The organism is Limnomicrobium aquaticum (assembly GCF_040545545.1).
Lineage (GTDB): Bacteria > Pseudomonadota > Alphaproteobacteria > Rhizobiales > Rhizobiaceae > Ensifer_A > Ensifer_A aquaticum.
Map to the genome: position 1 here is coordinate 861,121 of NZ_JBEPMB010000001.1, position 13,292 is coordinate 874,412.

Annotated in this window: 13 protein-coding genes and 1 tRNA gene; 9 read left to right on the forward strand and 5 right to left on the reverse strand. The window is 60.0% G+C overall.

Features of this window, described 5'->3' with window-relative positions:
* Positions 1 to 21 precede the first annotated feature (21 nt).
* Complete coding sequence (locus ABID16_RS04270) at positions 22 to 738, forward strand: phosphodiester glycosidase family protein (protein WP_354555108.1); 717 nt, start codon at positions 22 to 24, stop codon at positions 736 to 738.
* Here ABID16_RS04270 and ABID16_RS04275 read toward each other — a convergent pair whose 3' ends face one another.
* Positions 739 to 1,605, reverse strand: coding sequence for an ATP-binding protein (locus tag ABID16_RS04275; RefSeq protein ID WP_354555109.1), 867 nt, complete (start codon positions 1,603 to 1,605; stop codon positions 739 to 741).
* Between the two features lie 193 nt (positions 1,606 to 1,798).
* On the opposite strand from ABID16_RS04275, the gene yajC reads away from it, so the two are divergent.
* From yajC to ABID16_RS04300, 5 genes are all read left to right on the forward strand, one after another.
* Positions 1,799 to 2,146, forward strand: coding sequence for a preprotein translocase subunit YajC (gene yajC / locus ABID16_RS04280; RefSeq protein WP_354555110.1), 348 nt, complete (start codon positions 1,799 to 1,801; stop codon positions 2,144 to 2,146).
* A gap of 58 nt (positions 2,147 to 2,204) precedes the next feature.
* Entirely contained in the window at positions 2,205 to 4,760 is a 2,556-nt protein-coding gene (gene secDF / locus ABID16_RS04285) for a protein translocase subunit SecDF (RefSeq protein ID WP_354555111.1), read from the forward strand.
* Positions 4,761 to 4,773: 13 nt separating this feature from the next.
* The gene (locus tag ABID16_RS04290; protein WP_354555112.1) at positions 4,774 to 5,154 is read left to right on the forward strand and encodes an Mth938-like domain-containing protein; all 381 of its coding nucleotides are present in this window, start codon (positions 4,774 to 4,776) and stop codon (positions 5,152 to 5,154) included.
* Between the two features lie 22 nt (positions 5,155 to 5,176).
* Positions 5,177 to 6,043, forward strand: coding sequence for a phytoene/squalene synthase family protein (locus ABID16_RS04295; RefSeq protein WP_354555896.1), 867 nt, complete (start codon positions 5,177 to 5,179; stop codon positions 6,041 to 6,043).
* 78 nt (positions 6,044 to 6,121) lie between these two features.
* Entirely contained in the window at positions 6,122 to 6,577 is a 456-nt protein-coding gene (locus tag ABID16_RS04300; protein WP_354555113.1) for a hypothetical protein, read from the forward strand.
* Between the two features lie 65 nt (positions 6,578 to 6,642).
* Here ABID16_RS04300 and trmFO read toward each other — a convergent pair whose 3' ends face one another.
* The 3 genes from trmFO to ABID16_RS04315 all read right to left on the reverse strand — a co-directional run bounded on the left by trmFO (position 6,643) and on the right by ABID16_RS04315 (position 8,839).
* Entirely contained in the window at positions 6,643 to 8,061 is a 1,419-nt protein-coding gene (trmFO, locus tag ABID16_RS04305; protein WP_354555114.1) for a methylenetetrahydrofolate--tRNA-(uracil(54)-C(5))-methyltransferase (FADH(2)-oxidizing) TrmFO, read from the reverse strand.
* Positions 8,062 to 8,193: 132 nt separating this feature from the next.
* Entirely contained in the window at positions 8,194 to 8,337 is a 144-nt protein-coding gene (locus tag ABID16_RS04310) for a DUF1127 domain-containing protein (protein WP_354555115.1), read from the reverse strand.
* A 358-nt stretch (positions 8,338 to 8,695) separates the two neighbouring features.
* On the reverse strand, positions 8,696 to 8,839 hold the full coding sequence (locus ABID16_RS04315) for a DUF1127 domain-containing protein (RefSeq protein ID WP_354555116.1): 144 nt from the start codon (positions 8,837 to 8,839) through the stop codon (positions 8,696 to 8,698).
* A gap of 783 nt (positions 8,840 to 9,622) precedes the next feature.
* Between ABID16_RS04315 and ABID16_RS04320 the strand changes: the two genes are divergently transcribed.
* Together ABID16_RS04320 and tig are read left to right on the forward strand one after the other, a co-directional pair.
* Positions 9,623 to 9,707, forward strand: a tRNA-Leu gene (locus ABID16_RS04320).
* 181 nt (positions 9,708 to 9,888) lie between these two features.
* A complete protein-coding gene (gene tig, locus ABID16_RS04325) occupies positions 9,889 to 11,385 on the forward strand; it encodes a trigger factor (protein ID WP_354555117.1) in 1,497 nt (498 codons plus the stop codon).
* A gap of 106 nt (positions 11,386 to 11,491) precedes the next feature.
* Here tig and ABID16_RS04330 read toward each other — a convergent pair whose 3' ends face one another.
* Positions 11,492 to 12,508: an RgsD C-terminal domain-containing protein gene (locus ABID16_RS04330; RefSeq protein WP_354555118.1), complete on the reverse strand. Its 1,017-nt coding sequence runs from the start codon at positions 12,506 to 12,508 to the stop codon at positions 11,492 to 11,494.
* A 205-nt stretch (positions 12,509 to 12,713) separates the two neighbouring features.
* Between ABID16_RS04330 and ABID16_RS04335 the strand changes: the two genes are divergently transcribed.
* Positions 12,714 to 13,292, forward strand: a complete 579-nt coding sequence (locus ABID16_RS04335) for a nitroreductase family protein (protein WP_354555119.1) — start codon at positions 12,714 to 12,716, stop codon at positions 13,290 to 13,292.

Sequence of the window (13,292 nt, forward strand, 5' to 3'; positions counted from 1 at the left end):
CTGGGATTCGCCGCAGGCCTGTTGGCCGCTGTTCCCGTCGCGGCCCATGCGACAGCCAATTGCGAATGGACCGGCTATCTCGGCAACGACTATGCCGTCTGCACCTTCGATCCCGCCAGGGACAATATCCGGCTTTTTAACGCGGATGCGACCGGCAAGGCCTATGGCGGGTTCCGGGCGCTCGGGCGCGATATCTGGTTTTCCGGCAAGCATGTCATCCGCTTCGCCATGAATGCCGGCATGTATCATTCGGACTTGAGCCCTGTCGGACTGCATGTCGAGGAAGGCGTCGAGAAACACGGTCTGGTGCGGGGCGGCGGATGGGGCAATTTCTTCCTGCGGCCCAACGGCGTCTTCTATATCGGCAAGGATGGCAAGGCGGGCGTCATGGAGACAGAGGCCTATGCGGCCACCGGCATCCAGCCGAGGCTTGCAACGCAATCCGGTCCCATGCTCGTCGTCGACGGGAAGATCCATCCCGCCTTTCTCCCCCAGAGCGACAGCCTGAAACTGCGCAACGGCGTCGGCGTCGATGACAAGGGCAGGGTGGTGTTCGTTGTCACCAGGGGGCCTGTGCGGTTTTACGATTTCGCGCTGTTCTATCGCGATGTGCTGAACTGCCGGAACGCGCTCTTTCTCGACGGGTCCATCTCCAGCATGATGGTCCCCGCCTGGGGCCGGCGCGACGAGAGCGAGCCGCTGGGGCCGATCATCGCCGTCACCGACAGCCTTCCCTGATCAGCCCAGCGCCTTGCCCTGACGGCCCGCCTCGTCCTGGACGAACTGCCAGGCGACACGGCCAGAGCGCGCGCCGCGCGTCGTTGCCCATTCGAGCGCCCGGTGATGCAGGTCCTCGCGGCTTCCTTCCAGCGCGAAATGGGCGGCATAGCCGTCGATCATGCCGAGATAGTCGTCCTGGCTGCATTTGTGGAAGCCGAGCCAGAGGCCGAAACGGTCGGAGAGCGAGACTTTTTCTTCGACCGCTTCCGACGGATTGATCGCGGTCGACTGCTCGTTTTCGATCATGTTGCGCGGAAGCAGGTGGCGGCGGTTCGACGTCGCGTAGAAGATCACATTGTCCGGTCGCCCTTCAATACCGCCGTCGAGCGCGGCCTTCAGCGACTTGTAAGACGTGTCGTCATTGTCGAAGGAGAGGTCGTCGCAATAAAGGATGATACGGACCGGGCTTGTCCGAAGGATCTCCATGAGCGCCGGCAGGCTGTTGATGTCCTCGCGGTGGATTTCAACGAGCTTGATGGCGAGCGCCGGGTTTTCGCAGAGCCGCGCATGGACAGCCTTGACGAGCGACGACTTGCCCATGCCGCGCGCGCCCCAGAGGAGCACGTTGTTGGCCGGGAAACCGTCGGCAAAACGCTTGGTGTTTTCGAACAGAATGTCGCGGACATGATCGACACCGTGGATCAGTTCCAGCTTGACGCGGTTCGGGCGGCTGACGGGCTGCAGGAAGCTGCGGGCCGGAGACCAAACGAAGCAGTCTGCGGCCGACCAGTCGTTTTCGGCAGGCTTGGGCCCGGCGATTCTTTCCAGAGCCTCGCGCAGCTGCCTGATCTCGATGAGAAGTTCGCGTGTCGTTTCATCAGACATGCCGTTTCCTCCTGGGTATTCTTGAGTTTTACCGGGCCTAACATGCTGCAAATTTCGTCGAAAGGCCGATAAGTCCGGAAAACGTTCGCAAGCGGTAGCTATTTGTTGCATTCATGACCGCGGACACTATATTCCGGCGGCTTGAGACCAGGGGCGGCAATCGCGCTCCACACATGAATTGCAAGGAGTTTTCATGTTCTTCACCGAAGCATTCGCCCAGAGCGCTGCCGCGCCTGCAGCAGGTGGCGGCCCGGCCGAGATCCTGCTTTCGATCGCGCCCTTCCTCCTGATCTTCGTCGTGATGTATTTCCTCATCATTCGCCCGCAGCGGACCCAGATGAAGCGCCGCGAAGAAATGCTGACCAACGTGCGCCGTGGCGACCAGGTCGTGACCGGCGGCGGCATCGTCGGCAAGGTGACCAAGGTGTTCGAAGACGAGAAGGAAGTGGAAGTCGAGATTGCCGACGGCGTGAAGATCCGCGTCGTGCGTTCGCTGATTACCGAGGTCCGCGTCAAGGGTGAGCCCGTCGCCAAGCAGTGACATTGCGCCCGTCCGGCATCACCGGGCGGGCTTCTTCTTCTGAAAGTCCGAGAGTCCCATGCTCTATTATTCCCGTTGGAAGTCCATCTTCATCTGGCTTGTCATCGCCGTCAGCGTCATCATCGCGCTGCCCAATGCGATCAGTGACAAGACGCTCTCGGGCCTTCCGTCATGGTTCCCGAAACACAAGATCACGCTGGGTCTCGACCTGCAGGGCGGCTCGCACGTCATGCTGCAGGTGGACCGTAACGACATCGTCAAGGAACGGCTTCAGTCGACCGTCGATGACGTTCGCACCAAGCTGCGCGAAGCCAATGTCGGCTACACGGGTCTTGCCGGCACGGGACAGACCGTTCAGGTTCGCATTCGTGACGTCGGCCAGCTTGACGCCGCCAAGAAGGCGCTTTCGACGCTGACGCAACCGATTTCTGCCGGCACGATCACGGGTGGTTCGGTGGTCGAGGCGACCCTGACGGATGCCGGCGATGGTCTTCTGAAGCTTACGATCACCGATCAGGGCATCGAATATCGCATGACCTCGGCCGTGACGCAGTCAACCGAAGTCATCCGCCGCCGCGTTGACGAACTTGGCACAACGGAGCCGACCATTCAGCGCGAGGGTGCAGACCGCATCATCGTTCAAGTTCCCGGCCTGCAGGATCCGCAGCGCCTGAAGAACATTTTGAACCAGACCGCAAAACTCTCTTTCCACATGGTGGATCAGACGATGTCGGCGCAGGATGCGCTGAACGGCCGCGCGCCAGCCACGTCGGAAGTGATGTATTCCAATGACGACCCGCCGGTTCCGTATCTCATCGAAAAGCGCTCGCTCGTCTCGGGTGAAGACCTCGTCGATGCGCAGGCGAGCTTCAATTCGCAGACCAACGAGCCGGTCGTGACCTTCCGCTTCGATTCCAAGGGCGCTACGCGCTTTGCGCAGGCGACCAGCGAGAATGTCGGCAAGCCCTTCGCCATCGTGCTCGACAATGACGTTCTCTCCGCTCCGGTCATCCGCGAGCCAATTCTTGGCGGGTCGGGCCAGATTTCAGGCAGCTTCTCGGTGCAGTCGGCGAACGACCTTGCCGTTCTGCTGCGCGCCGGCGCGTTGCCGGCGAAGCTCACGGTGGTTGAAGAGCGTACGGTCGGTCCGGGTCTCGGTGCCGATTCGATCAAGAGCGGCGTGATCGCCGGTGCCCTCGGCTCCGTACTCGTTATCGTCTTCATGATGGTCTTCTACGGTCTGCTCGGCTTCATCGCCAATGTGGCGGTGACGCTCAACGTCATCATGATCCTCGCGATCCTGACAATGCTGGGCGCGACGCTGACGCTGCCGGGTATCGCGGGTATCGTTCTGACCATCGGTGTTGCCGTGGACGCGAACGTTCTTGTCTACGAGCGTATTCGCGAAGACTTCAAGAACGGCAAGTCGTTCCTGCCGGCGGTGGAGAGCGGGTTCACCCGCGCCTTCGCAACGATCGTCGATGCCAACGTCACCCACTTCATCGCCGCTGCCGTGCTCTTCTTCCTCGGGTCCGGCCCCATCCGTGGCTTTGCCATCACGCTGATGATCGGTATCGTCACGACCGTCTTCACCGCCTACACGCTGACCCGCTGGCTGGTGGCCATCTGGGTGCGCCGTGCGCGTCCGAAGGCCGTGCCGAAGGGCGTTCGCACCGGCTTCTTCGACGGTTCGAACATCCGCTTCATGCGGCTGCGGAACTTCAACTTCGGCCTGTCGGCCATGCTTTCGGTCGCTTCCGTCGTGGGCTTCATGACGCTCGGGATGAATCTCGGCATCGACTTCACCGGTGGCTCGATCTTCCAGGTGAAGTCGATCCAGGGCGAGGCCAATCTGGAGAACCTGCGAACGCGGCTATCCGGGCTGAACCTCGGTGAAGTCATGGTGCAGGGTTTTGGTTCGCCCTCCGAAGCACTCATCCGCGTGCAGGCGCAGAACCGGGGTGAGAATGCCGAGCAGTCGGTGGATTCGCTGGTGCGCGGCGAGCTCGAGAAGGACTACAGCTTCTCGCGCGTCGAGGTCGTCGGTCCGACCGTTTCGGGCGAGCTTGCCAAGACGGGTACCATCGGGGTGACCGTCGCGCTTATCGGCATCCTGCTCTATGTCTGGCTGCGGTTCGAGTGGCAGTTCGCGGTGGGGGCGATCATCGCCACGGTCCACGACGTGCTCCTAACCATCGGCATGTTCGTGATAACCGGGACCGAATTCAACGTATCGAGTATCGCGGCGGTGCTGACCATCGTGGGTTATTCGCTGAACGATACTGTCGTCATTTACGACCGTGTCCGGGAGACGATGCGACGATACAAGAAGATGCCGATGTCGCTGATCATCGACACGTCGACCAACCAGACGATGTCGCGAACGATCATGACCTCCATTACCACGTCGCTGGCCATCCTCGCGCTGGTTATCTTCGGCGGCGAAGTCATCCGGTCTTTCACGATCGCCATGCTCTTCGGCGTGATCGTCGGTACCTATTCGTCGATCTATATCGCAGCGCCGATCCTCATCCTCTTCAAGCTGCGTTCCGACGATGGCGCGAATTCCAAGGATGACGAGGAAGACGCGGCATTGCCGGCTGGCGCGAAATGAGCAGGGGCGCCAAGTGAGCAGGGGTGAAGGCCCCGGCTATCTGCCCGAGCAGGCGCAGATCGACGTCTATGGCAATGGCGGCTTCCGCTTCGCGGACATGTCGCATCGCGGCTCCATCCTCTGCCTGCCGTCCGGCATTCATGCCTGGACGGCAGTGGAGGGGCAGCCGCTCAAACCTGACGATTTTGACAAGGTGATTGCCGAAGCGGAACGGATCGAATTCCTGCTGGTTGGAACAGGCCTCGATATCAAGCCACTCTCGGCGGAACTGAAAGCGCTTTTCCGGTCGCATGGGATGAATTCCGATCCGATGAGCACGGGGGCTGCCGTGCGCACCTATAATATCATGCTGTCGGAGAAGCGGCCGGTCGCAGCGGCCTTCATCGCCGTTTGAGGCTTGAGGAAACCGCATGCCGATGTCTGACCCTGCCGCCAAGTCTGCCCTCGACGACGCCTTCGCCTATTGTCTTTCGACACTGCGCGATCTCGACCGTGACCGTTATCTCGCCTGCCTGCTGATGCCGGAGGCGATGCAGCGCGACATGGCCGCGCTCTATCTGTTCAACGCTGAAATTGCGCGGGTGCGCGATCTGGTGCGCGAGCCCTTACCCGGCGAAATCCGCCTGCAATGGTGGCGGGATCTCTTCGAGAAATCAAATAAGGGCGAGGATGCCGGGCCGTTGGCCGCAGCGCTTTTCGATGTGATCGATCGTCATAATCTGCCGCGCAGGGTGCTGATGAGCATGTGCGAGGCTCGTATTTTCGATCTCTATGATGATGCGATGCCGTCACGGAACGATTTCGAGGGCTATGCCGGCGAAACGGCCTCCGCGCTGATCCAGCTCGGGCTGATGATTGCAGCATCGGCGCAGGCACAGGCGCATGCGGGGGCCGCTGGCCATGCCGGCGTCGCGCAGGCGGTCGCCGGCGCGCTTCTCCTGATGCCGCGTCATGCCGTGCGCGGGCAGGTCTATCTGCCGCTCGACATGCTCTCCGCCGTCGGGCTCGACCGTGAGGCATTTCTGGCACGCGAGGACAAGCCGCGCCTTAATGCGGCCATCGAGATCTTTGCGACCTTCGGTTTGGAGCATCTGGACAAGGCACGGGCGCATCTGCCGGCCTCGGGCGAAGCTTTCGGGCCGTTCCTGCCGGCCGCGCTGACCCGAGGCGTGCTGAAACGCGCACTGAAAGAAAAGGCAGGCGTTTTCGCGACAAATATTGCGCCCGGTCCGCTCGGCGCTCAGTGGCGCCTCTGGCGGGCATCGCGCAGGCGGACGCTCTGAACGCATAGGCAAAATTCGGACAAGCTCCGGCTTTTAAAGAGAGGGCTTGTTTTCTCGTCGCAACGGTGGAGATAACCCGTGCCCGCCACCTATGTCTGGCTGCTGGCGATCTTCCTGATCACCATGTTTTCCATCTATTCGATGCAGCTTGCCGCGCGTCATCGGGAAGAGGACGAGGATGCCGGGCCTGCACTGATCGAGTTCGGCCGCGCGTTTCCCAAGGAAGCCGTGCGCGACGTGGTGGCGACCGCCGACCGGCAGACGGTGTTTCTCAGGCTCTTCGACAACAAGGTGGGCTGCGTGCATTATCGCGGTCGAACATTGGCCTGCCGGCTGCTGCATCCGGGAACTGTCACTGTGTTGCCGGGCGAGAATGAATACACCGTTCGGCTTGATTTCAAGAAAAACACGTCCGAAAGCGGCGAGTTCATATTTGCCTCCGAAAGGCAGGCGGCGGAGGTGTCGCTCTGGCTGCTCGGTAGCTTCGCCGCCAGTGGCGGCGGCGATGATTCGACGGCACTGAGCCCGGCCTGAGTGGCCCGGATATCACCAAATTCAGCGCATCGTGTCGCTGAAATTTTTCGTTTGTCTGGCTTTCGTTACGCCGTTTCCAGCCAGGCTTTGCAGGCACTCAGCGCGCGGGCGCTCATCGCCTTCTTCTTGGCGATTGCCTTGTCCTTGCCGCGGAAGCGCTTGAGGCCTTCCGGTCTCACGATCGCGCCCGCTTCCAGCTCCGGGAACAGGCCGAAATTGACATTCATCGGTTGGAAGGAGCGCTTGCCCGGTTCTTCATCGGTCGTCAGATGCCCGCCGGTGATATGGCCGAGGAGGGCGCCAAGCGCAGTTTCCGGCGGTGGCGGCACGATGTCGCGGCCGAGCCGTTCTGCGGCGGCGAAACGGCCGGCGAGCAGGCCGATGCTGGCGCTTTCGACATAGCCTTCGCAGCCGGTGATCTGGCCGGCAAAACGCAGACCGGGTCGCGACTTCAGTGTCAGCGAGCGGTCGAGCAGGACGGGCGAGTTGATATAGGTGTTGCGATGCAGGCCGCCGAGACGGGCGAATTCTGCATTCTGCAGGCCGGGAATCATGCGGAAGATTTCCGCCTGCGCTCCATATTTCAGCTTCGTCTGGAAGCCCACCATGTTGTAGAGCGTGCCGAGCGCATTGTCCTGGCGCAGCTGCACGACGGCATAGGCCTTGACCGTCGGGTTGTGCGCGTTGGTGAGGCCCATGGGCTTCATAGGGCCGTGGCGCAGCGTCTCGCGGCCGCGCTCGGCCATGATCTCGATGGGAAGGCAGCCGTCGAAATAGGGCGTACCTTCCCATTCGTGGAAACCGGTCTTGTCGCCGGCGATCAGTGCATCGACAAAGGCATTGTACTGCTCTTCGTCCATCGGGCAGTTGATATAGTCCTTGCCCGTGCCGCCGGGGCCGACCTTGTCGTAACGTGACTGATACCAGCAGATGTCCATGTCGATGGAATCGCGGTGCACGATGGGAGCGATCGCATCGAAAAAGGCGAGCTGGTCTTCGCCGGTCGCCTTCTGGATCGCCTTGGCGAGACCTGAAGATGTCAGCGGGCCGGTTGCCACGATGGCGAGATCCCACTCTTCCGGCGGCAGGTCGTCGATTTCCTCCCGCACGATGGTGATCAGCGGTTCGGCTTCCAGTGCACGGGTTACCGCGTCGGAAAAGCCGTCGCGGTCAACGGCGAGGGCACCGCCGGCGGGAACCTGGTGCCTGTCGGCACATGACATGATGAGCGAGCCGGCCATGCGCATTTCGGCGTGGATAACGCCAACGGCGTTCGCTTCGGCATCGTCGGAGCGGAAAGAATTGGAGCAGACGAGCTCGGCAAGACCGTCGGTCTTGTGGGCGTCCGTGCCTTTGACGCCGCGCATTTCGTGCAGGATGACCGGAACGCCGGCGCGCGCGAGCTGCCAGGCGGCTTCGGAGCCGGCGAGACCGCCGCCGACAACGTGAACGGGGGAGATGGAAGTCGCGAAGATGTTTGTCATGGGCGGCTCCATATCATGAGCGAAGGGGCAAGCACGACAAAAAATTCACGATCCGATTGAGAGTCTTATCGACAGAATCGAAACGGCGCCGAGATGGCGCCGTTGCAGACATTCAACAATCTTACGGACGGTTCAGCGTGCCTGGCGGGCAGCGACCATACGGATGTCGTAACGCGTCAGGCCGATGTCGCTGAGCGTGTGCGAAGGCAGATTGCTCAGTTCGGACAGCGTGCGGCGGTAGGACAGCCAGCTCTTGGCAAGACGGATCGGGTTCATGATGGTTTCCTCAAACGTTTTCTAGATCCACATGCGCCGGTATGCGTTGCATAACCGCCCCGTCATCGCTGTGGTCTTTCTATGAGTTTGTTATACCGCGTCGCAGCAGCAATGTGCAGTGCGGAATTTCATCATCTGCCATGCATTTGTGCAAACGCTTGCCCAAGCCGCAATCGTTGCTCCAAAAATAGGCAGGTCAGCGCGTCGCTTTTAAGATATGGCGCGTCGCTTGCAGTGAAAATTCGCCTTAGAAACCAAAATGTTAATGATTTATGAGTGCCGAGCTCGAAAAACGGGCAGCAAAAAGCCCCGCGGGCAGAGCCGGCGGGGCTTTTCAAATGGGAGGTGTATGTGCCGATCAGCGAACGGCGGCGCGGGCAACGCGCTGGATTTCCGAACGGGCAATGCCGAGGTCGGTCAGTTCGCGGTTCGACATGCGGTCGAGTTCGACAACGGTCTGACGGTACTTGCGCCAGTTGTTAAAAGAGCGAGCAATGTTCATGGCCTTTTCCTTCTCTAGGGTTTGGCAACGCGTCTGGCTGCCTCTTCTTCTCTGAGACCCTTTATATGTTGCATCGCAGCAATGATAAAGCGCAATTCCGGCAGGTCACCCATGCGCCAGATGCATGACGCCTTGCAAAGGTCCGATTTTGTTAAGAGTTTTTTAACGCGACGTTGTAGAGGCACGTCTGTGCCTGAAGGAAGGATCTTCGCAGTTGCATCGGCGCCGGTCGGTCGAGCACGTAAACTGCAGGGGCGAAGACGTTTATGGCGGAACGGATATTCCGTTTTGAAACGACGCTTGCGACGATGATCGGAGGATGTTGGAAGGTTATGCCCAGAAATTATAACGCCCGCCGCGGGAGGAGGTGCGGCGGGCGTCATATAAGAGACTGACAACTGGGAGGAGGAGTGTTGCCAGTCATAAACGAGACGCCCTGGGAGGAGGAGTAGGCAATCTCGAATTCAAATTTCGCGTCTCAGCCGGTTCTGCAGTTCGCTGCGCCCGTCTGATGGTTCAAATATAGATCATCTATTCCGTTTTGTGCACTGCAAAATAGTCATATGTGGCATGCGCTCATCGCATGGCTTTTGTCTATCGTCTTTGGGGACGATAGCAGGCGTCTCTTAAGATCGTGCTAAAGCGCCCGCTGCTTCTCCCTGTACATATAGGGATGAGGGCGGGAATATGCGCTAATTTCTGTTGCGATCTTCATGCCGGGTGATATAGAGGCGGCTTCCGTGCGGGCCGGTTTCTTGAGGAGAGGGTGGGCCTGCTGTGAGAGCGGGTATGGCGGAATTGGTAGACGCAGTGGATTTAGGTTCCACCGCTGAAAGGCGTGGGGGTTCGAGTCCCTCTACCCGCACCATATATAAAGAGGCAGATTGGCAGGCGAACGAGAGGCTTTTGCGCGCGAACGCGCCATTTTGCTTGCCAAAGTGCCCGGAATTTGCATAGAAGCCACTCCGGCAAATCGAGGTTCCGGCAGCGCGCCTCGCGATCAATGAGGCAAAAGATACGCGCCGCCGCTTGGAAATGAAGGTTTTAACATGCAGGTAATCGAAACGCTCGCTGAAGGGCTGAAGCGCGAAATCAAGGTCGTCATCCCGGCCAAGGACATGGAAGCTCAGATGAATGAGCGCCTTGAGGGTGTGAAGGACCGCGTCCGGATCAACGGTTTCCGTCCGGGTAAGGTGCCGTTTGCACAGCTCAAGAAGATGTACGGCAAGTCGGTCATGGCCGAACTCGTCAACGAGATCGTCCGCGTTCGTCCGAACGAAATCCTGACCGAGCGCGGCGAAAAGTCCGCGACGCAGCCGGATATCGCGATGACCGAGGACGAGGCTGAAGCAGACAAGATCCTCGCAGCTGAGGCCGATTTCGAATTCACGATCGCTTATGAAGTGATCCCGAAGTTCGAACTCAAGGACGTTTCGAAGATCAAGGTTACGCGCGAAGTCGTCGACATCGCCGACGAGGAAGTCGATACGCAGGTCCTGCAGATCGCCGAAAGCGCCAAGACCTACGAGACCAAGAAGGGCAAGGCTGCCAACGGCGACCGCGTCACCATGGACTACCTCGGCAGGGTTGACGGCGTTGCCTTCGACGGCGGCAAGGATGAAGACGCTGAACTCGTGATCGGTTCCAACCGCTTTATCCCGGGCTTTGAAGACCAGCTCGTCGGCGTCAAGGCCGGCGACGAGAAGGTCATCACCGTCACGTTCCCGGCTGACTACCCGGCTGCAAACCTCGCCGGCAAGGAAGCCACCTTCGACATCAAGGTCAAGGATGTGGCTGGCGCCAAGGATGTCGAGATCAACGACGAACTTGCAACGCAGCTCGGCCTGGAATCCGCTGAAAAGCTCCGCGAAATCGTTCGCAGCCAGATCGAAGGTCAGTATAGCTCGGTTGCCCGCCAGAAGCTGAAGCGCCAGATCCTCGACCAGCTCGACGAAATGTATGACTTCGCAACGCCTGAAAAGCTGGTCTCGGCCGAGTTCGACAACATCTGGCGTCAGATCAACACCGATCTCGCCCAGTCGGGCAAGACCTTCGCCGACGAAGACACGACGGAAGAAGCCGCACGCGAAGAGTATAACAAGCTCGCACAGCGTCGCGTACGCCTCGGCCTAGTTCTCTCCGAAATCGGCGAGAAGGCCAAGATCGAAGTTTCGGATGAGGAAATGCAGCAGTCGCTCTTCGCCCAGCTGCGCCAGTTCCCCGGCCAGGAGAAGGAAATCCTCGACTATTTCCGGAACACGCCCGGTGCTGCCGCTTCGCTGCGCGCGCCGATCTTCGAAGAGAAGGTCATCGACCATCTGCTGAACGAGATCTCTGTGACGGACAAGAAGGTCTCCAAGGAAGAGCTGCTTGCTGACGACGAAGCCGAAGGCAAGTCTGAAGCCAAGAAGGCTGCTCCGAAGAAGAAGGCTGCCGCCAAGAAGGAAGCCGCTGCTGAAGAGGCAGTTGCCGATGAGGCTGCTGCTGAGGAAAAGCCTGCTGCGAAGAAGAAGGCTCCGGCCAAGAAGAAGGCTGCCGACGAATAATCGTTGGCAAACTTTGCTCAAAATTCGAAAGGCGGTCCTTGCGGGCCGCCTTTTTCATTTCCAGTCATGCGCTTCATATTTGACCGCGCGGGATGACCGGCGCTGATCAGTCCGGTGAGGTCATGTCGGCCGCCGCGCCGTTTGCGCCTTGCGGGATCTGGTTCTGGTTGGCGTCGTCGCGGCCCAGCAGAAGCTCCACGTCGGCGTTGCTGCCGGCCTTGACGACAAAGTCGCGCTGATAGATCTTTTCCTTGTTGCGGGCGACGGCGGTGTAATTTCCCTCCGCGAGGACCATCGTTGCAAAGGCCCCGACATTTTCCGCTATGATATCGCCGGAGCCGGTGAGGATGGACCAGGCCGTATCGGCAATGGCTTCGCCGCCGGCCGTGGAGACCAGCTTGAAGGTAATGCGCGCGGCACGGTGCTGAATGGTGGCTTGCGTGAGCTTGCCTGCGGCGACCTGAATATCGGCGCGAATAACTGCGTTCAGGCTGCCATATGTGGAAACGACATGATAGGTCCCGGAATTCAGCCGGACAATGCTGTTCGGCGCGACGTCCTGCATCACCAGGCCTCGCTCTCCGTCGTCCTGAACATCATTCGTGTAAATCGAAAATTTGAGATCCTTGTCGGGGATCTTCGTGTCGTTGCCGGAGACGGCATGCAGAACGATGCCGCCGGCATCGAGCACGAGTTCCTGATTGGGTACGTCTCCGGACGCCGGCACGCTGACACGCTTCGTCGCCGTAGCGCGGCCAAAGGCGGCATTGAGGAAGTAGTCGCCCGGCGCCAGCTTGAAACTGTGCGACCCGCCATCTGACGCCGCGATCAGCTGCAATTTGCCGTCCTGTCCCGGAATGGCCGAGAATACATGCCAGGAAATGCCGTTCTGAAGTGCTGGTCCGTCTGCGGTCAGCCGAGCATCGCAGCGGACTATGCGTGCATCCTTCGAGGCAGGAGGCTCCACGTTGGGCGAGAAGCTGTTGATGCCGGGAAGCTTGAGCTTGGGTGCACCATTCGGTGAGGCGGCAAACGGATCCACCGCACCGGCCAGTGCCGGCGCCAGAGCAACAAGCAGTGCTGTGGCAGTCGCCAGACAGACCGTGGATTTGAAGCGCTTCATGTCGTCCTGTTTGACCCTTGGCCGCATTCGGGCATAGCCCGAACCGTCTCTGTCCATATCATAGGCAAATCTGCGGATGCGAGCATAAAGCGCCTGCCTCCGGCAATTTGATGGCGATGACACATTGTACAGGTTTCGCCGGCTTGCGCGGGCGAGGGTGGTCGGCAATAAGCGTGTCAGAAAAGATGTCAAAGAGGATATGCCCATGGAACCCAATCCCGCACTGATCGACTATCTCAAGGTTCGCCGTTCCATCCCGGCCTTTCAGATGCGTGCACCAGGTCCTGACCGGGCGGGTATCGAGGAGATCCTGCGGCTCGCCGTCAGGGTGCCTGATCACGGCAAGATCGCGCCGTGGCGCTTCATCGTCTACACGGGTGACATTCGCGTACAGATTGGTGAGAAGCTGCTGGAGATGGCGCTGGAGCGTGATCCGAATCTTTCCGGCGAGATGATCCAGGTGGAACGCAGCCGCTTCACGCGTGCACCCGTCGTAATCGGCGTCATCAGCACGGCAGGTCCGCATGCGAAAATTCCGGAATGGGAGCAGATCATGTCCGCTGGTGCCGTCTGCCTCAATGTCATCCTGGCGGCGAACGCGCAGGGCTATGTCGCGAACTGGCTTTCCGAGTGGTTCGCCTTCGATGAAAAGGCGTTTCCGCTGCTGGGCGTCCAGCCCGGCGAAAAGGTCGCCGGCTTCATCCATATCGGCTCGACGGATTTTCCGGCAGTCGAGCGTCCGCGTCCGGACCTCGCGGACAAAGTCACCTGGATGGAGGGCTGA